This is a genomic window from Sphingobacterium sp. JUb56 (assembly GCF_014191365.1).
Lineage (GTDB): Bacteria > Bacteroidota > Bacteroidia > Sphingobacteriales > Sphingobacteriaceae > Sphingobacterium > Sphingobacterium anhuiense.
Genome location: NZ_JACHWL010000001.1, coordinates 2314915 through 2333625 on the forward strand (window position 1 = coordinate 2314915; position 18711 = coordinate 2333625).

General features: G+C 31.6%; 25 protein-coding genes. 17 read left to right on the forward strand and 8 right to left on the reverse strand.

The features are described from left to right. Nucleotides 1-218: 218 nt before the first annotated feature. Nucleotides 219-1034 carry a hypothetical protein gene (locus tag FHR29_RS09605; protein ID WP_183914177.1) on the forward strand — a complete coding sequence of 272 codons (816 nt, stop codon included), beginning with the start codon at nucleotides 219-221 and terminating at the stop codon, nucleotides 1032-1034. Here FHR29_RS09605 and FHR29_RS09610 read toward each other — a convergent pair. Together FHR29_RS09610 and FHR29_RS09615 are read right to left on the reverse strand one after the other, a co-directional pair. After that, nucleotides 1031-1243 carry a heavy metal-binding domain-containing protein gene (locus tag FHR29_RS09610; RefSeq protein WP_183914179.1) on the reverse strand — a complete coding sequence of 71 codons (213 nt, stop codon included), beginning with the start codon at nucleotides 1241-1243 and terminating at the stop codon, nucleotides 1031-1033. The two genes, FHR29_RS09605 and FHR29_RS09610, sit on opposite strands and share 4 nt — an antisense overlap. 201 nt (nucleotides 1244-1444) lie before the next feature. Next, entirely contained in the window at nucleotides 1445-2035 is a 591-nt protein-coding gene (locus FHR29_RS09615) for a PD-(D/E)XK nuclease family transposase (protein WP_311732307.1), read from the reverse strand. Nucleotides 2036-2347: 312 nt separating this feature from the next. Here FHR29_RS09615 and FHR29_RS09625 point away from each other — a divergent pair, with 312 nt between their 5' ends. The 4 genes from FHR29_RS09625 (at nucleotide 2348) to FHR29_RS09640 (ending at nucleotide 5008) form a co-directional block, all read left to right on the forward strand. Continuing rightward, nucleotides 2348-2893, forward strand: coding sequence for an SMI1/KNR4 family protein (locus FHR29_RS09625; protein WP_183914185.1), 546 nt, complete (start codon nucleotides 2348-2350; stop codon nucleotides 2891-2893). A gap of 210 nt (nucleotides 2894-3103) precedes the next feature. Continuing rightward, nucleotides 3104-3898, forward strand: coding sequence for a DUF2711 family protein (locus FHR29_RS09630; protein WP_183914187.1), 795 nt, complete (start codon nucleotides 3104-3106; stop codon nucleotides 3896-3898). Between the two features lie 186 nt (nucleotides 3899-4084). Further along, entirely contained in the window at nucleotides 4085-4306 is a 222-nt protein-coding gene (locus FHR29_RS09635) for a hypothetical protein (protein ID WP_183914189.1), read from the forward strand. 129 nt (nucleotides 4307-4435) lie between these two features. Further along, entirely contained in the window at nucleotides 4436-5008 is a 573-nt protein-coding gene (locus FHR29_RS09640) for a hypothetical protein (protein ID WP_183914191.1), read from the forward strand. Here FHR29_RS09640 and FHR29_RS09645 read toward each other — a convergent pair. Further along, a complete protein-coding gene (locus FHR29_RS09645) occupies nucleotides 4944-5234 on the reverse strand; it encodes a hypothetical protein (protein ID WP_183914193.1) in 291 nt (96 codons plus the stop codon). The genes FHR29_RS09640 and FHR29_RS09645 overlap by 65 nt on opposite strands. 424 nt (nucleotides 5235-5658) lie before the next feature. Here FHR29_RS09645 and FHR29_RS09650 point away from each other — a divergent pair, with 424 nt between their 5' ends. The 4 genes from FHR29_RS09650 to FHR29_RS09665 all read left to right on the forward strand — a co-directional run bounded on the left by FHR29_RS09650 (nucleotide 5659) and on the right by FHR29_RS09665 (nucleotide 8352). Next, a complete protein-coding gene (locus tag FHR29_RS09650; RefSeq protein ID WP_183914195.1) occupies nucleotides 5659-6438 on the forward strand; it encodes a DUF695 domain-containing protein in 780 nt (259 codons plus the stop codon). Nucleotides 6439-6504: 66 nt separating this feature from the next. Then, nucleotides 6505-6972, forward strand: a complete 468-nt coding sequence (locus FHR29_RS09655) for a hypothetical protein (protein WP_183914196.1) — start codon at nucleotides 6505-6507, stop codon at nucleotides 6970-6972. A gap of 369 nt (nucleotides 6973-7341) precedes the next feature. Beyond that, nucleotides 7342-7992: a hypothetical protein gene (locus tag FHR29_RS09660; protein WP_183914199.1), complete on the forward strand. Its 651-nt coding sequence runs from the start codon at nucleotides 7342-7344 to the stop codon at nucleotides 7990-7992. A 27-nt stretch (nucleotides 7993-8019) separates the two neighbouring features. Next, on the forward strand, nucleotides 8020-8352 hold the full coding sequence (locus FHR29_RS09665; RefSeq protein ID WP_260292010.1) for a hypothetical protein: 333 nt from the start codon (nucleotides 8020-8022) through the stop codon (nucleotides 8350-8352). A gap of 300 nt (nucleotides 8353-8652) precedes the next feature. Here the strand turns inward: FHR29_RS09665 and FHR29_RS09670 are convergent, their stop codons facing one another. Both FHR29_RS09670 and FHR29_RS09675 read right to left on the reverse strand, forming a co-directional pair. Further along, complete coding sequence (locus FHR29_RS09670) at nucleotides 8653-9165, reverse strand: GNAT family N-acetyltransferase (RefSeq protein WP_183914201.1); 513 nt, start codon at nucleotides 9163-9165, stop codon at nucleotides 8653-8655. A 50-nt stretch (nucleotides 9166-9215) separates the two neighbouring features. Beyond that, the gene (locus FHR29_RS09675; RefSeq protein ID WP_183914203.1) at nucleotides 9216-9551 is read right to left on the reverse strand and encodes a hypothetical protein; all 336 of its coding nucleotides are present in this window, start codon (nucleotides 9549-9551) and stop codon (nucleotides 9216-9218) included. Between the two features lie 69 nt (nucleotides 9552-9620). Here FHR29_RS09675 and FHR29_RS09680 point away from each other — a divergent pair, with 69 nt between their 5' ends. The 5 genes from FHR29_RS09680 to FHR29_RS09700 all read left to right on the forward strand — a co-directional run bounded on the left by FHR29_RS09680 (nucleotide 9621) and on the right by FHR29_RS09700 (nucleotide 12795). Beyond that, nucleotides 9621-9980: a hypothetical protein gene (locus FHR29_RS09680; protein WP_183914205.1), complete on the forward strand. Its 360-nt coding sequence runs from the start codon at nucleotides 9621-9623 to the stop codon at nucleotides 9978-9980. A gap of 67 nt (nucleotides 9981-10047) precedes the next feature. Continuing rightward, nucleotides 10048-10860, forward strand: a complete 813-nt coding sequence (locus FHR29_RS09685) for a hypothetical protein (protein ID WP_132841785.1) — start codon at nucleotides 10048-10050, stop codon at nucleotides 10858-10860. A 255-nt stretch (nucleotides 10861-11115) separates the two neighbouring features. After that, a complete protein-coding gene (locus FHR29_RS09690) occupies nucleotides 11116-11652 on the forward strand; it encodes a hypothetical protein (protein ID WP_132841783.1) in 537 nt (178 codons plus the stop codon). Nucleotides 11653-11771: 119 nt separating this feature from the next. Further along, the gene (locus FHR29_RS09695; protein ID WP_132841781.1) at nucleotides 11772-12299 is read left to right on the forward strand and encodes a hypothetical protein; all 528 of its coding nucleotides are present in this window, start codon (nucleotides 11772-11774) and stop codon (nucleotides 12297-12299) included. A 10-nt stretch (nucleotides 12300-12309) separates the two neighbouring features. Beyond that, a complete protein-coding gene (locus FHR29_RS09700; protein ID WP_132841779.1) occupies nucleotides 12310-12795 on the forward strand; it encodes a hypothetical protein in 486 nt (161 codons plus the stop codon). A gap of 534 nt (nucleotides 12796-13329) precedes the next feature. On the opposite strand, the gene FHR29_RS09705 is transcribed toward FHR29_RS09700, so the two are convergent. Continuing rightward, complete coding sequence (locus FHR29_RS09705; RefSeq protein ID WP_183914207.1) at nucleotides 13330-13650, reverse strand: hypothetical protein; 321 nt, start codon at nucleotides 13648-13650, stop codon at nucleotides 13330-13332. A gap of 165 nt (nucleotides 13651-13815) precedes the next feature. Here FHR29_RS09705 and FHR29_RS09710 point away from each other — a divergent pair, with 165 nt between their 5' ends. Continuing rightward, a complete protein-coding gene (locus FHR29_RS09710; protein WP_183914209.1) occupies nucleotides 13816-14376 on the forward strand; it encodes a suppressor of fused domain protein in 561 nt (186 codons plus the stop codon). A gap of 45 nt (nucleotides 14377-14421) precedes the next feature. Here FHR29_RS09710 and FHR29_RS09715 read toward each other — a convergent pair whose 3' ends face one another. Then, nucleotides 14422-15192, reverse strand: a complete 771-nt coding sequence (locus FHR29_RS09715; RefSeq protein WP_183914211.1) for a hypothetical protein — start codon at nucleotides 15190-15192, stop codon at nucleotides 14422-14424. Nucleotides 15193-16213: 1021 nt separating this feature from the next. On the opposite strand from FHR29_RS09715, the gene FHR29_RS09720 reads away from it, so the two are divergent. Both FHR29_RS09720 and FHR29_RS09725 read left to right on the forward strand, forming a co-directional pair. After that, on the forward strand, nucleotides 16214-16651 hold the full coding sequence (locus FHR29_RS09720) for a hypothetical protein (protein WP_132841773.1): 438 nt from the start codon (nucleotides 16214-16216) through the stop codon (nucleotides 16649-16651). Between the two features lie 406 nt (nucleotides 16652-17057). After that, the gene (locus FHR29_RS09725) at nucleotides 17058-17516 is read left to right on the forward strand and encodes a hypothetical protein (protein WP_183914213.1); all 459 of its coding nucleotides are present in this window, start codon (nucleotides 17058-17060) and stop codon (nucleotides 17514-17516) included. 404 nt (nucleotides 17517-17920) lie between these two features. On the opposite strand, the gene FHR29_RS09730 is transcribed toward FHR29_RS09725, so the two are convergent. Beyond that, nucleotides 17921-18304, reverse strand: a complete 384-nt coding sequence (locus FHR29_RS09730; protein ID WP_183914215.1) for a hypothetical protein — start codon at nucleotides 18302-18304, stop codon at nucleotides 17921-17923. Between the last annotated feature and the right edge of the window lie 407 nt (nucleotides 18305-18711).

The window sequence follows — 18711 nt, forward strand, 5'->3', positions numbered from 1 at the left end:
AATTGCTTCAAAACAATTTGGATGATGAAACAAAATAGAGGAAACGATAAGAAACATAAAAATTACTGTGCAGTTAAACGCCAAGATAAAGGGTCTAATGAAAATTAGGCCCTTTTGATGTATATGGATTCTAATTCATTCGCAACTATTTTCCATGATGTATGGCATTTATTCGTAACTTAATACGATTAACCTATATACTTACAATAACTAAATCTATGTATTCAAGCGGTATTAAATATAGTTTAGCAAGATTCTTTATAATTGCTTCATTATTAGCTTTAAATTTTATCGCCAAAAGCCAAGAAAATAAAGAGGTTATATTTATCTCGTATGAAAACTTTCTACCAACGCCCAAAATTGGTGTATATGAGTTTCATGAAGAACTTTTAAAAGCTTTTCCACATGCTAATGGTAGAATTATTATAGAATTTAGTGCAATGAAAGACAGCAGTGTTTCAGAGATAAATTCTATAGGTTATATCGATGGCATAGACTCATTGAAACAAAAATTTGAAAATATATCGAAATGGATTCCTGCAACCAAAGATAGTAGACCTATGAGCATCAGACAGAATTATTCATTTCAATTTGGCAAGCTAAATCACATTGGAGATATTGGTTATTTCTTTAATAAAAGGGACTCTGTAGCAGTTTGTGATAAGGATCACATAAGACATATTGGAGGACGATGGTTAGATAGATTTTATATTTCTACCGTAGATTATTTTTTCAATAAAGGGAAAATCAAAAAGATTGTCATTAGAAATAACAACCTAAAAGAAGTACGAAGTGTTTATGACAATTACAGCTATTACAAATCGCTCGAACAGTTTTTAATTTTTTATTATGGGCTACCTACCAAATATATTCAGTCTCCGAATATCCCTCGTCCAAGTAGTAAACTTTTTTATAAAATGATTAAAGAAATTGAAAACAAAGATTATTCGGTCACGTGGAAAGATTTTTTGGATGGGAAAATTTTACTGGAAACGACAAAAGGTACAACTCAGTTAACGTATGAATTCTACTAAAGATGTTGAAGCAATACAGATGTTCCGATAGCGGTGATCATAAACATCTGAGTTCCTTTGCCCGAGATCTCATCAATATTGACGCTGAAACCTATAACGGCATCAGCCCGATAGCTACGGGCATTTTGCTTTAAAGACTCCACTACGCTCTTATAGAGCTCCTGTAATTTGTTTTCATAATTGCGGGAACGCCCACCGAAGAATCCCAAAGGGATCTGCGAAGCAAACTAAACAAAGCTCGCTCCGATCGCACTCAGAGCATTGGCTCCAATAACAGCTGTTGCTGATATGGGATTGTTGTGGTGATTGGTTTGATTAAAATATACTGGAAGCCGTAAGGATGGTATAAAACCAATAAAGCCATTCTTGACAGAATGGCTTTATTGGTTATTTTATATGATCTATTTGATTTATTTCAGTTTTTCAATCTCGTCGATGGTAAGGCCTGTCGCCTCAGCAATTTGGTCTACTGATAATCCCATCGATTTTAGCTTTACAGCCGTCTCAATAGCTTTTTGGTGTTGGCCTTCAGCTTTATCAATTGCAACTGCTTTCTTGGATGCTTGCTTAGCCTCTTTCAATTGTTTTTCTAGTCCTTCAACTTGTTCCTTTTGATACATCCGCACTGCTTCGGCATCCCATTTACATTTTAAACTAATATCATACATAGTTCGTTCCTCCTTTGTCAATTTTGCATAGCTGGCCAACTGAAAGAAGCGTTGAAATACCGCCGATTTCATGATCCGTGGCAAGGTCTTTAACGTACACATATTCTTTAGCATAAAAAATATTTTGTCCAGTTCGTCTTCAACCTCAGCTTCGCTTTTAACAAAAAAAATCAATTCGAGGTATATAAATCCAAATCCTTCGTGAAAAATTTGCCCTGAATTTCTATTACACAGGCAGGTATCGTGAAAATAGGTTTTATGATCACCTCCTGGCATATGAAGGTTTAAAATTTGGAATAGAGTACCATATTTAAGGTTATTCCTCAGAAAAATTTAACGTTGTGACTTTTAGATGTATAATTACTCACCCACGTCTTACAAACCCAGAAACTGGATTTTCTTCATCAAGGACAATCGAAACTAAAAACAATTATTTAAATGAAAATAATTTTGACTACTTCCATTTTGAATATCATTGGGAAATTCAAAAGGGTGTGTGGACTTTTCAAATTATAGAAAACGATGTTATCAAACTTGAAAAGAGATTTGAGATAATATAATTGTCGGTGATATAAATGAATAATTATTAAATTTCTATATATTTAGTTTCATATCAAACTTCCTATTAAAAATGATTTATTGACCATGACAGACGAAATCAAACAGTTTTTTAAGGCATATTGGCGAACGGGAATGAAGGCCGGTTGCACCGAAAATATTCCAAAAGAAATGATGGTTTCGGCACCTAATAGTGAAGGAAGTTATGAATGGAAACTAATTCCTGGAGTATTGACTAATGAAGATTGTAAAAACGTAGAAACACAGTTTAACATCACTTTCCCAGAAAACTTTATAGCATGGCACAAACGTTATTTCTTCGAAGACTGTGATTGTTCAATCATCAGACTACCCTTCTCAAGTCCCACAAAACCGCTACAGGAAATAATAGACAATCTTGAATGGTGTATAGCAGAACAGCTGATTCCTCTTGGTCTTATTCCCTTTGCAAACGAAGGTAATAATGCCGGACCATTAGTCTTTGACACAAGGAACGCTAGCGGAAAGGAAGATTTTCCGATAAGAGTTTATGACCATGAATATGGTGGTGATCTAGATGGATTGAGTGAAATTATTTTTTCATCATTTAGAAAAATGCTGACATGCTTAACACGTTTCCTGACCGAAATTTAAAAAAGAAAACGTTTTGAAGTGTTTGCCGACTTCTATGAAATCGACCCTGAGGGTGCTGGTTCAACAGGTAAAGAGTACTGGGAAAGCTGGATCGCAATGGAAAAAGCAAACTTTGAAGAATTTGGATACTAGATTTTTACAACCGAAAAGATGCTGAACTACAGAAAACTCTGTTACAATTATCATTTTATAAGGCAATAAAGGAATTTTATGAGCGACATATTTAAGGATGAAAACATTTATCCGTATCAAGGAAAGATAAAAGTGCATTTCAAAGGTTTTTACGATGCTGCATTTATAGCTTTCATTCCATTCTTTCAAATTGATTCACAGACGAATTACAAGGTTAGTCTCAAGAAATCAAAACTATTGTCTCATGAAGAAGCTGTACAAGAATTTGAATTCTTGAAAGATCTTCCGAAAGCGAATAGGCAAATTTATAGTTACAAAAATGATGAATATCCCTCAAATGAAACTATTTTTTTGAAAGGCAAAGCAATCTCATGGAACAAGGTAGTTACTGGATCAGGGTTTACGGACTATGCTGAACTTAATAAAGCTTTACGAACTTCGATTGGTGCGCTAAGTAAAAACTATACTAGACCAGACCTTTTGGAAAATCTTAATGCATTTACGGATAAGAAAAGTATCTATCATCCTACTGAAGGCACTTTTGATATGTTATCAAAAGCAAGCATTTATAGAACTTTCCAGTTTTTCAGAAAACCTCAGATTGTAATAACAGACGAATTCTACCAACAGACCTTTAGTATAGACCTCGATAAATTAAGTGAATTTGAATTTTGTGATCAAATTAATTTCAAAGATTACTACATATATTCTGCTGATTTTGAACTTTTGTTTACGGTGGAATGGGATAGTTTTTTCTTTATTATTGCGACAGATAGCAAAAAAATGGAACAGTTAATAGAGAGCAAATTGTTTGAAGGTTTTTTATGTAATGATGAGACAGATCATCATTGGGATTATATGGATAAAAAGTAAAAGAATGTTTGATATAAACCAAAACCTTACAACTATTTTCACTTATTTAAATTTAATTTTCTTTCAGATATCATAAGATACCAAATCTTCTAATTAGAAGGGTTGATTGTAAATTAAAATAAGTGAAACAATTCTTGCGAATCCCACAAATTATGGAATATCTCCTATCCTAGCATCTACTTACATATGAAAATATTAATGCTATTTTTAATTTTGTTCAGCTTTTCTGCAAACGGGCAGTCATCAAAACAGCTTACTGATGAACTGAGTAAGGTTTTAAAAGATGAATTGGTGAGAGGAAAACAATTTTCAATCCATTTTAATAAATTGAATAATGGAGAAATTAACATTTTGAGCCCTAGTCTTCCAACAGATGACTTGTTAATAAATAAGATAAAGACTGTTTAAAAAAAAGACTCTCTACTTCAGTCCAAAAATTCGTATTTCTTACATATATACTGGGATCTATATTCGACAGAAGTTTACAGTTCAATAGGAAAGAAAGTTTCGGACGGTTTTTCAAATTATGCAAACTACATGCCTACACCCTACGGTGGCATTGGATTATTTGTTAAAAATATGGTAACTGAACTAAAACGAAATAATTTCGACTTTCAACATTATTCAAGATATCAACATCAACTAGAAGTATATGTGGATGAAAAAGGGAACCATTCTTTTACGGGTTCCGACAAAATTCTGTCGTACTTGGACAGCACAAAACTGATCCGCTGGAGAATAGCTTTATATTATGGCAAACCTATTAAAAGTATATATGAGATCTCATTAATCAATCCTCAACCCTTATCAGATAGTCTTAAAAGAATAGAATCAGCACAAGCTCCAGAGGTATTTGTGTGGGATCAACTGTATGAAAATCAGCTTGTGCGCTATCAATCGGGTATACAACAAATCCCACAGGGAGAACTTATTATATCATTTGTTCTCAACGCTTCATTAAATAGCTTTGAAAATCCAATAATACATCGTGGAAACCGAGATGATGCAAAGAAATTAATGAATTTCATCTTAATGCAGCATCCTTTCAAAGACAGTTTTTACTGGTCTGAATATCCAAAGTCTGACCGTTATTATTTCTACTTAAAATAGCATACATTTTTCTCAATGTATGCTCTTCTGTTTTTCGTGTTATATTTTTCGTGTTTTTTTCTGATGCATGTACGTTATTTTTAAAGTCGATTGTCAATAACTGCTCTACTCCTGCCGATTGTCCTTCTGTCATACCCGCAACGTAATGATCAATGGCTAGATCTGCTGTAGATAGATTAACTACTGCTTTTTTAGGGTTTGGTACCTCCGGTTTGCCTGCTACCATAGTAAAAGTAAAGACTGCGATCAAGGCTGCTGTGAATGTTTTTGCTAAAGTTTTTTATCTAGATAATTTGTTATTTAAAGGTGATAAGGCTATCATGAGTATAAATTCTGCAAGTAATTACCAATGTACTCATGATGGTTCATAATGTCTTTATATTATATTGTTAGTTTTTGTTTCTAGTTGTTCTTAATTGTTGATTTAAAAGTAGGGTGTAAATCGTCCCAACCCTATGGCAATTAGACTAAACAAACTAAAAACTCGGTAAACGATGTTGATGGATAGGTGAAGTTGTGAGGATCGATTCAAAATGCTAAATTCACAATATTATTAGAGTATCAATAAACGTAGACCATTAAAAACTTTCATTTCTATTAGAAGTACAATTCTTTTAATGTAATTTTAATAGCTAAAATAAAACCTCAATATGATCACATTTGAAACAATCGAACACTTTTACAACAATTTAAGCTCGAATGGAATAAATTGCAATAACAATTTTCTATACACATATTGTTTTATCTCAGATGATAAAATCAACCTTCAAGAATTAAACAAGGAATTAAACAAAAATAATTTCTCATCAATTACGATAGAAGAAAGTGAAGAAGATTATTGGTGGTTAAGTGCTTCCCGGATTGAAAAACATGATGCTCATTCTTTGTTCGAACTCAATAAAATCCTATATGCTCTAGCAGAAAAATATAATGTAGAATATGATGGCTTTGATATAGGAAATCCAGATGGACAAAGTGCTATCGAAAGGGATACTTATACTGTGCCAGAAAAATTCAAAACCGGTGATCTTATAAATAATAACCTTCCTGAATTAGTTATCATAAACACGGCTCTGGAAAGCTTTGCTCATAAGGCTGAGTTTAGATACTTTATCCATTTTACTATTCCGTATATAACGCCCGACGGAACAGGTCTTCCTTCTAATGAAGATCTACAAAATTTACATGACTTTGAGATTTCGATCGAACATCATCTTCAAGAATCAGGAATAAATAGCTATTATGTACTTCGAACAACCTATAACGGAATAAGAAAATTCTATCTTGCGATTGCTGATAAAGGAAATGCCATTAATATTTTAGAAGCAATGAAACCAAATACAAAAGAATTACATTTTACCTATAACATCACTGAAGATGAAAACTGGTCAATGTACAATGAAATGCTAATCAAGGTTGCTACTGAATAAGTATCAGATACAATGAGATAACCACTGAATAAAATGGCTTAATACTGGGGCATAAAAAATTGAAAGATGGTTTTCAAAAAAATAGAGGGCAATGAATTGTATTTATACATCAATGGAAACCTAGTTTATAAACGTTGGATAGATACTGGTCAGTCCAAAGTGTTTGATGTAATGGCTTATGATAAATACACCTACACAAGTATTGGTGATCTGAAATATGAAAATCAAAATGGCTTAATCATATTAAATGCAATCCTAAGATTAAAATCAACTGAGGAGGGCGGTCGCAAAACTGGTATAATAAGCGGTTATCGTCCAAAACATGTTTTCGAATATACAGCAGATGGAAAAATAGATCAAACATATATAGGCGACATTGTGTTTGAAGATATTAATGAGATACTTCCAGGAGAAGAGAGACGTATCTTTGCAAGATTCTTAATTCACCAACGTATAGAAGAATACTTAACAAAAGGTGCTGTATGGTGGATTCACGAAGGCCAAAACCAAATTGGGGAAGCTGAGATTTTATAATATATATAAGACCTTTAATAATTTGATTTATAATCGAAATTTCGAATTAAACGCCATATGATTAAGAAAATTACAGTTTTAATAACAATCTGGTTAATCTTTATCATAGTTGATTATTTTTATATCCCATATTTCATGCAGCCAATTTCATGGTTATTTTTCTGTTTTACTTTACTTATTTTGTGCAGTTAAACGCCAAGATAAAGGGTCTAATGAGAATTAGGCCCTTTTGATGTTTAAAAATGGCCTAATTCTCATCATGATTTACAGTGTTAATATATCATTTTATACGTAACTTAATACGATTGAATTTATTGGATATGGTGTTCAATATTGACTTTTTTAAATCTAAAATAGCACAAAATTACAATGAATATATTTTTTATAGTTATAACTGCATTATGGATATGTCCGTTTTTAAGTTATATTATTTACCAGTTGACAAAGGGAAAACCAGTATTATTAAAAAGAGTATTATGGTCATTAATTGTCTTGGATTTATTGGCTATTGTGGGAATGAGAGTTGGTGTATCTACATTATCTACTGAAATAAACTGGGTTATTATAACGACTATTTATCTTACAATTAGTTTATTGTTTTGGATATTACAAGATCATAAAAATAAATTGATCAAAGTGACAACCATCATTCTTATGTTATTTACCTTTTTTTTTGGCATGTCAGCTGGGTCCATTGGTGCACTTGGAACTGCATTTATACTAGGTGAATATGAGGCTAAAATGTCAAAAAAGATAACAGCTAGCCTAACTTATACTGAATTTACATTGGGTAATGCACTAAATGATTACAAAGGTAAACGTATTGAAATTGCTAAAAAAATCGCTTTCTTTCCCGTTTTACAATATCTGATCGTAAAAAAAGAATACTACGATATTAACGCCTATGCGCATGAATTAAATGTAAACTATAGTCAGGATAAAAATATATTAGTTTTATCTACATGGAATAATAAAGATCCTGAAAACAAGCTGTTCCCAGATACAATCGTCGTAAAATAATCATACCAAGTCTTAAAAAATAAAGCAATGAACTGGACACCGATAACTTTTGAAGAATTAAAAATTGTGATCTCAAATGGTGAACATAATATGGATCAGAATCTTTTAGATTTTTGGAATAAAATAAAAACTGTACCAAAAAAATGGTCTGAAGCTGAATATGGAGATGAAGGAAATGGATTTTGGGTAGTAGCAAAATTTAAAAACTTAGTAGTATATTATAATGATATAGAAGAAGGGTTTAATATTTCTGAATTCAAATATGAAGGTGAAATACAAGAATATGGTGCAGAACAAGATGAATTAAACTTTGCAATTTATAAACTTGTAGAATTAAAAAATTACTTGTTTTTATCGTAATAACTGCAGAAAAACCTAAAGGATTCATGTATCATAACAATATCTAGCTCGCTCCCGATCGCACTCAAAGCATTGGCTTCAATGAAGGCTGTTGCTACAATGGAATTGTTATGTTGATCGGTTTGATTAGAAAATACGGGAAGCCGTAAGGAGTGTAGATAAAGCCATTCTTGACAGAATGGCTTTATTTGTTTTTATATAATCTATATATTTTATTTCAGCTTTTCAATCTCGTCGATGGTAAGGCCTGTAACCTCAGCAATTTGATCAATAGACAAACATAGACTCTTCCTGCAAAATTTAATTTCTGACCAAACTCCAGCCTATCATATTTTCTTCTGTATTTTTTCTTTCAAAATTAAGAGAACTTAATAAATTGATGGATCCAATATTTCCAATGTCACATTTAGCTGTTATTTCAATAACTTGTACATCGTTAAATGCCCAATTTATCAAGCCTAAAGCAGCTTCCCTTGCGTAGCCTTTCTTCCGAACGCTTTCAACAATTCCATATCCCAGATCTATCCTTCCCAGAGAATCTGGCCGACCTTTGAATCCGATGTCACCGATAATTTCATTCCTTTCTTTTATGATAATCATCCATGACTCAAATCCTGTTGGAGATAATACCTTTTCTAAATTAATCAATATCCGTGGCAATGTATCTAAAACATCTTCATCCGGCCAACCTTCAGCTGGAATTATCCCCATATCATTAAACATCGAATAATCTGCTACTTGTATCTTATTTATCAGAATTTTATCGTAGGGAATTAGAAGAATTCTTTCTGTCTCAATTTGTTGAATTGCCATTAAAGATCAAATTATTATCATTGTAAAACTTAGAAAATTAAACTCCGAATTTATTGAATTAAAATTGAATAAATGGCAGATGCCATAATCAACTTTTGCTGATAGATGATCTTAGTAAAGTTCTCGATTACACTTTTGATTTCAGACTTCTTATAATAAAGCATGCGTTTCTTTAGGTTAGAATGACTGCTGGTCTGTATCTCGATAATGATCTCTTCGGTTGCACCGATACGCTCGATATCCCGATACGTCAGATCAACGATAGTCTTTCTACCAGAAAAGATGATGTTAAGAAAGTTGATCAGGTTGACCTTGTATCCGAATAACCGTTTAAAGCCCTCATCGGTGATCGGATCAATAAAAACGGGCTGAACGTGATTTTTCATAATTTTAGGATCTGCTTAAATAATTATTAACTTTATATAAGGATAAGTAGTCCAATTACAATTATGATTATGATACAGCAAATACTTTTTATTATGGCTATGGCACTACTATCAATCACTTTAATAGACACCTTAGGATCAATTATTTCACGTAAATTCAATTTCAACTATAGCTTTTTTAGTATCTTCTCTCTTGCTACATATGTATTGACTGGATTTTACCTTTCATTCGTCACTTCTTCTCTTTGGGCATTATTGCTATGTGGAGTAATTGGTCTTTACGATGGAACAGTAGGATTAAAAATATCATCAAAATTAAAAGCGAATGTAGAAAATGTGAATTTTGATAAAATGAAAACTAACAACCTGAGTCCTATTGCTATTTTTACAATCGGTTTGGTATTTGGTGCAATCGGATTATTCTTCTAATTAGTGTTAGCATCAGAAGGAATATTTTCTGTAATTTAAGTTTTTTTATACCTAAAATTAAACTATCATGATTCGAACAAAAATCACATCTTTTTCAACATCCGAAATTTTTAGAAGACTTTTAAATAATAAGTCTAAAACTAATTATTGGAGGTATATCATGGAGCTCCGTAAACGAAAATCCTTAGAGATTTATAACAGCGCTATAGAATTGACAAAATCTAGTGATAAAAAAGAAAAGATAATCGGGATAAATATATTAGCACAATTCGGAAACCCTAGAATACACAAAAATCAAACTTTAAGAATCTATTTCAATTTACTAAAAGAGGAAAATGATATTTATGTAGTAAGTTCAATCTTGTATGCTATCGGGCATAACAACGAAAAACTTACAGAAAACCAAATTGACTTCATATGTCATTATGATTTTAGTAAAAGTTCAACAGTGAGACATAGTTTAACTTTTGCAGTTTCAGGAATAGAAAATAAAAATGCAATTCATACACTGATAAAACTTTCAAAGGACAAAGATTCTGAGGTGCGCGACTGGGCTACTTTCGCAATAGCTGCACTAATTAGCAACGACAATGATGCTATCAGAGAAGCTTTATGGGAAAGAGTTACGGATTCAGATAAGGAAATACAAAATGAAGCAATTTTTGGTTTAGCAACACGAAAAGATGCACGTATAAAAGAAGTATTGAAGAAAGAACTGGAAACAGTTAACTTTAACAGTTCTTACACTTTAGAAGCAATTGAAGTATTTAATGACAAAGAATTTATTACATTGCTAGAAGATAAAATAATTAAAAACAAAATAGAACGGGTTATACCTGAAGATTGGTTAATATCAACACTCGATCATCTCAAAAAATAATTCAATTTTACTATAAATACTAAAATGAGGTTATTCAAAATTTATTCACTTCGCCACATAAAACTGTAATATATAAAGCGTACTTAACGCGATCCAATGGGTTTCAATATCAACTATTTAAAAAACAGGAGAAGGATAAGTGAAGTTGTGAGATAATTTATTGATTTTTGAGCATTGGAGCACAAAATTTTCAAAAAATTTTATTATTCTTACCTATTCAAAATTATTGCGTAATAATAAATAATTAACATTTAAATGGGATTTGGTTTTAATCTGTTTTTCACTTTCATTCTTCTCCCAGTTCTAGGAATTCTTCTTGTAATTTTCTTATTGTACAAAAAAACAATCATAATTAACATTATAGGATTTATTGGTATTGGAATACTTTCTCTTATTATTTTTTCAATTTCTATTCAATGGTTAACTTCGAAAACTGAGTTAGAAAAAGAGGATTACTATGGACAATATATTGTCAATCGCAATTATTTCTCAGGAAAACAAGCCGATTGGCAATACAGTAATTTTAGATTTGAAATAAAAGAAAATGATTCTATTTATTTTTACGTAACTAATCAAGAGAAAATACTTAAAACATATCGCGGAAAGATCACAACAGTAAAACCCTATAATTCAGAACGTCTAAAAATAATAATGGATCTCCCTACTCATCACATAATAGTTAGTAATCCTATAATCTATCGAAGTGCTTGGAGCTTCAACCTGGTATTTCATTCTCCTATCTTTAATAATGTTTATTTTAAAAAAGGAAATTGGAAAACACTAGAAAAATAGAAAGCTAATAAGAGTAGGAAATGATAATTTGAAATGAATATATAAAAATAGGTATATTGTATTTTATTCAGACAATCCATAGTATGAATTTTTTAAAAATAGTCCAAATTATTATCCTTATGATCCTTTCTATTAGCTGTGAAGATCCATATCGAACAAAGAAAATGGATTTTGGTCTTTTTACACTTGAAACCCCTTATAAATGGCAACAGGTTAAAAAAAATGGAATAGATAGTTATGTAGGTGCTATTGCTGTAGATAAATCAGATACACTGTATTTTGATCTGGGTATGTACTCCAATAATTTGACTGAGCCTAACATAGAAATAATCACGAGACAGATGATGGAGGAAAGTGCTACCGACTCCATGAAAGATATTATTGTAAAGGACATACTGTTGGATTTTGATCTTGATGCCGATCGGTTTAGAAAACAAAATGTATCTTGGGATACTATTGATAATAGACGTGCTAAAATAGTATTTCCTAGAATATCCGGAAATGGATTGACAGGAATTTACATCGACAGTCTATGGCAGAGAGGTTCTTCAAAAACCCGATTTAACCTTACTGGAGCAAATTTAAAAGTACAGAACGAAAAGGATCTTCTAAATGCGGTAAGAACATTGCGATTTTATAAGAAGTAACATTGGTAAAATGAAAAAAATGAACGCTCCACTATTTGTTCATCTCTGTTTTATGATCATGACTTTTTATGCGTTATTCACAGATCGGGATTGGCTACTTTATTTTACTGAGAATTTAAATTTTAATCTTGTTATTTTTGGGATCCAAGCAGCAGGGCTTATTTATGCTGGATATGTACAGGGGCAAAATAATAAAAGGATCATATCCATATTCTTGCCCGGATTGATTGGACTTGTAATACTTGTATCGTGTATTCTGATCACTGGAGGTTATCAGTTTAATAAGAACATAGATATCTCGTTCTTGTGGGTGACAATTGAGGCTTATTATATATTCTATGATATATTAATATATAAAATTTTAGATAAAGTTCCAAATGTAACTCATATTAGCTCAAGTTTTCAAGTGCAATGCATTTACATTATTCTTTCATCCACATTTCCGCTTATTGGCTATATTATCTTTCAATTGAAAAGGAATTCAGCTAGTAAATAATATAGCTAGAAAAGTAATAGTGGTTAGCTCTGGATTCCTGACTTCCATCCAATTTATCCAACAGTAGATCGATAATCGGGATAAACGTATTTAATATTTTTCCAAACTCCAGCATGCCTATATCGCCAATAGGACGTCGCCCTGTATAATTGTTGTAAAATTAGAACCTATCGGCGTAGGATGGTCTCAATTCAAATGACTGCTCGCATACAGTAATGATCGTTTCTACCAACATACCTTTCTCTGTTAAGTTGAAACCTTGTCCTCCCCTGTTTCATTCATCGCTTTAAGTTTGTTTTCATAATTGCGGGAACGCCCACCGAAAAATTCCGAAGGGATCTGCGAAGCAAACGCTACGAAGCTGGCTCCGGATCACACTCAAAGCATTGGCTCCAATAACAGCTGTTGTTGAAATGGGACTTTTGTGGTGATCGGTTTGATTAAAAAATATGGAAGCCGTAAGGATGGTAGATAAACAAATAAAGCCATTCTTGGCAGAATGGCTTTATTTGTTATTTTTATGATCTATTTAATTTATTTCAGTTTTTCAATCTCTTCGATGGTAAGTCCGGTACCCTCAGCAATTTGCTCTACTGATAACCCCATCTTTTTAAATTTCAAAGCTGTTTCAATAGCTTTTTGGTATTGGCCTTGGGCAATACCTTCTTTTAAACCTCGATCATGTCCAATACGCTGAGCAGTAGAATAGGTATTCTCTGCATCACGCTTATGTTTTAAACTTGCTTCGTATGCCATCTTATCCTCCGGTGTTAATTTTGCGACTTCGCCTATGTCAAAAATAAGACCAAATACCCGCTTATCAAAAAAATCTGGTATTTTATCAAGTTTACTCATGTTTTTCAATAGATATAACCACATATCCATATCAGTAATTCGTCCCTACTCTATAGCAATTAGATTAAACCAACTAAAAACTCGGTAAATGAAGGAAATGAATAGGTGAAGTTGTGAAGATCGATTCAAAATGCTAAATTCAGCACATAAATTGTTTTATAAAATATGATCAATGTTTATATAGATAAGTTGAAAAGGCATTATGAACAATACTTTGGTATTTCAGGAATTGTGCATAAAATCGATAAGGGACCAATAAATAAACTCGATCCTGAATTTTTCATATTAGAGTTTCCTCCCAATCAGATTCATAATATGTACACCTATTGTACAGTAGGAATGTCATTAAACAGATGGGATGAAAACTTGATTGAGTTATTCATTTATGCCGCTGAAAAGAATTCATTACTTGTAGACCTTCTCTGCTACTGTGCAAGCTACCATCGTAACGATGCGCCATTGAACTTACATCACACAGTTAATTTAGGACAACCTTGGTTGGGGGAATCCTTATGCGACCATGGCTTTATATCTTTTCCTTATCTGGAAAAACCTGACTTTGAGCAAATCGATATAGATCATAAAACCATCAAATGCTTTTGGTACATTCCAATAACAAAAGCTGAACGGGATTTTAAAATTGAATTTGGATATGATGCTCTAGAGACAATTTTTGAAGAAAAAGAATTAAATTATCTAAGTCCTAAAAGAGCCAGTTTAATTTAAAAATTAACATGTTTTGATTCAAGATTATTGTTCAAAATCTTATTACTATTCTTTCTTTTTGATCACTTCTCCACTTGAGGATATTATATTGGTGAATGAATAATCATATACGCGATGCAGTATTCCCATTTTCTTTAATATTTCTTCAGCATCAGTTCTTATGTTTATCCAGCTCGGATGTTCTTCCAAATATTTCCAATCCCATAGCTCACTTGGCAATCGATCGATCTTAGTTTTGAACGTCCGTAGTTCTTGCTTGTATATGATTGGTATTAGGTTTTTCCTAAATACCGTTTCGAAGCACACCGGTGTATACGCATATTCCAATTCCTCATAAAGCTCTGTCATTGGGTTGAAAAAGGGTGATGCCATTAACGCTAGTTCTCTAGATTTATAAGTGAACAGAATAAGCGAATTGACGATATTGGTATAGTAAAACCTGACGTGCTTGTCATACTCTTCCAATTCAGACTTAGTAAATCCTAATTCATCAATCTCGTCTATTTCATAAATTTCAGATGCTATCAGGTCAATTTGTTTTCGGCAATAATTTGCGTATTCATCTAGCCCTATTTCGTTAGCCAGCTGATATAGTTGAACCCACACTTCTTTAGTGAACTGTACGGTTCCATTAATACCCAATTCTATCAGACTTTCAACTGCAAGCCCCCATTCATCCGCACGATTGTACTCTACACTTTGCTGAAAGCATTGCTTATCAGCAAATGATTCATAAAGGGAATTAAGCAGCTTTCTTAATCTTTTCTTTATCGAAGGTTTGCTATTCCATCGTTTCAAAAAATCGAATTTACCCATTTTAAAAAGAGGCTTTATTATTCCCGATCAAATATGTTGATTAATGGTGCCCCGATGAGCATTATATTCATAAACTACACTATAGGTTATCAATAATCTGTTTTATAAAGTATGAAGTAAATCCTATCATCAGACCTCCGAAAAGAATTATTAACCACCAATTTGGAAGGACCCACAAAATATAATAGCGGATAGATTCTATATAAAATCTTCTAGATTTTCCACTGTATTGAAAAACTCCATCGCTAATACCATATAAATAAGTAAATAGGACCAAGACTCCAATACCACGTAAACAGTAATTTATTAAATTTTTTTTCTCCATTAGGTAACAATCATGGTCTAAGATATAATAACTCGCACTATTGCTAACATATGGAATAATATTTATCGTTCCAAAAATAATTGACCGTATTGGTTAATATTTAAAAAAATCTGCTATTGCAGCTCTAGTCCTTCCAGTTGTTTCTAATAAATAAAATTAAGAAAGTATTGATTCTTCACAAAGATATCCTTGCACATAAACATACGCCAGAAGTAATCAAATTTCTATTCACAATTTTAATCAAAACAAGGAATAACCAACAAAATTCACCTATAGAGATGAATTAGCGATATGTTTTGTACATTAGTTTTGTTAAATCGAATTTAACAAAACAAGCTGCGTGACAACAAAAAACAGATTGCACTGAACTCGAAAAAGCCTACTTTAATTCTTGCTCCGACAATTTTGATGAAATTAATCAAGAAAGAAGAAATTTTAAATCACATAAACATACTGCATACAACAAGGGTTTGGCGCATTGCCGGGTTAAGGCTTAACTTAAAGTTTCGGCTTTCTATTCCGCAAAAAGCCAATTGCATTGATTTTTTTCTTAAATTTATTCAATTATTTGGCTTTTGCTTACTTTGTCGTTAAATTGAAACTTTTCGCTTCAATTTGTGCCACTGACGCCAAGCCCAGAAACGTTAGCGGTAATGCTACAAGAAGAGTCCAACTATATCATCCCAAGTTTAAACAATGAATATTACACCCAATTATACAGATTTAGGTCTTTCTTCCCCAATGAGTATCGAATTACGAAAGGTTGTTGAAAGTCAACTTTTAGACGATTTGAAAAACTATAGCATTAACTGTGAAAATTTAAAATTCGATTGGTCTGAAAGTTGTATTGAAGGTCATCTAAGTGAACATTTAGATAGTTTACTTGAAAATTATTCAGGAATTAAACTATTTGACGAAAATGACAATCTGATTTTTGAAGGGTGGATGGAATTTATAAATGACTACGACGAAATCAATAATTGTAAATATTTCATCGCATATTGGGATTACTTAGACGTATACGAAAATGGATCATTTGTAAATATTAAAACTGAGCCAGGTTTACCAACACATATTTTGAAGCTTTTACCGAAGAATTTAAAACTAAAATTCAACAATGAACAATTTAATTAGGACTACCGCTAACAATGTATTGCTAAATATCACCTTTGTATAAACTTATCTAGCTTAACGGTCGGTTTTAATACATTATTGCAAAAAATGAAATTTAAAATTATTAACGTTTACGCTGCTGTAATTACAAGTATAACTTCTAAAAAGTTTAGACCTATTTTTTTTTATAAAATCAGTAGTGTCATAAACGATAATTAAAAAGGATAAAAATAACGGTGTTTAGCTATTTAAAAAATGGCTAACTTGAAGTTACAAAAAAACACACTGAAGTTATAAGCTAAAATCATACACCTAATCCATGAAATTTGCTTCGAATCAGAATAACAAAAGGTATGAAAGCTTCTAACAAGAAGGCTAAATTAGTAAGTAAAACAAATAATATTTCTGATGAAAATCTATATATAATATGAAAAAAGTACAAGTAGGTAATATTTATAAAATAGATACTCAGAAAGGTTTTGCATTAATGCAATTGGTTAAAATTCCTGAGGATACTCGAAATGACATTGAATTGGTTAAAATTGGATATCACTTGTTCGATTCTCTTCCTGAAATGAATGATGCAATTTTTCAAAATGGATATTTTTTTGTAAAATTTCCGGTAAAAGTAGCCTTGCGTAGAAAAATAATTGAATTAGTCGATGGACTTAATGATCCCGAAACAATTGAAGTTCCAAATTATTTCAGAAAACCCCATATTTTTAAAAAGGACTTTTGGATGATTGTTGATAGAAAAAATGATAGATTCATTGAAGTTCAGAATCTAAGCGACGAACAATTAAAACTATCACCTTCAGGAATGTGGACAGACCTTTTAATAATTGAAAGACTAGAAAACGGCTGGAGATTAGAAAATTGGATATAATATTTTTCTATTTTTTTGTATATAAAAGTCAGTAGATTACCAAATAAAATTTAGATTCAAAATAACCACCTTCGTTTTAATGCTCTTTAGAAACTATATTCTTATTACAAGATTTTTCATTTCTTTAGATGGAATATATTTATTACAGCGACGAAGGATTATTTTTTTTATTTCATGCTGTTTATTTGCTTCTATAGTCTTTAACTTTTTACAATATGATAAATTAGCTTCAATTAATCTTAAAAGATGGTTAAGATCTAAATCTTCAATATTACTATTTGTGAGAGATAGCGTCTTAATATTATAAAAGACTTTGAGAACTTCAGTCAAACGATCTTTATCATCCCATATAGTCAATTTTTCTACCGACGGAATACTAGAAGAAAAATAACCTTTAAATGTCTTTAAGGATAATAAGTAACTTTATTAGTAATAATATTCCATGAAGTCATATCTATGTTGACATTCTCGCCAATATATAGATGATCTAACGTTAAGCAACAATCAAACTTGAGATCTATATGGCAATTATGAAATCCCAAATCTTTTATAAATCTATTCTTGGTTATTTTAATGAAAATAACTTGGAAATCTTCTGAATTTACAAAATCAAAGCCTAAGCCGATAGTCTGTTCCAGGTCAATATAATCGTCTATATTAACAATTTCCTTTCCTAGTGGCGGTGAAATTTCTAACCTTACTTTTTCCAACCAGTATTCTGATCTACCGGTTACAAATACAGTTGATATACCACTATCATCCGTATTTAAATAATATTTTATACACATATAAATGAATTTTGTCCAATAAGCGTAATTATATCGTTTTTCACATCACTTCCATCAAATTTGGCACTTTATCTTATCCTATAGTGAATATTCCGGAGAAAGCCCTCAAATTCCGAACTAAAGTTCACCAGTTTAAAGACCAAGAATATAGCTGTACGCCAATGGATTTTTATTATCTATCAAATATATTTATCTTTTTCTCTTAAGGATTTACCTTTTAACAGTAGCATGTAAATGCTACTGTTAAAAGGTAAATCCTTAAGATATTTTCAAAATGAAATTTTATAAAAATACTGGATGAATTCGTAAATAAATAAGATTAAGAAAGTATTGATTCTTTACGAAGATATCCTTGCAAATAAGCATAAGCCAGAAGTAATCAAATTTCTATTGCCAATTTTAATCAA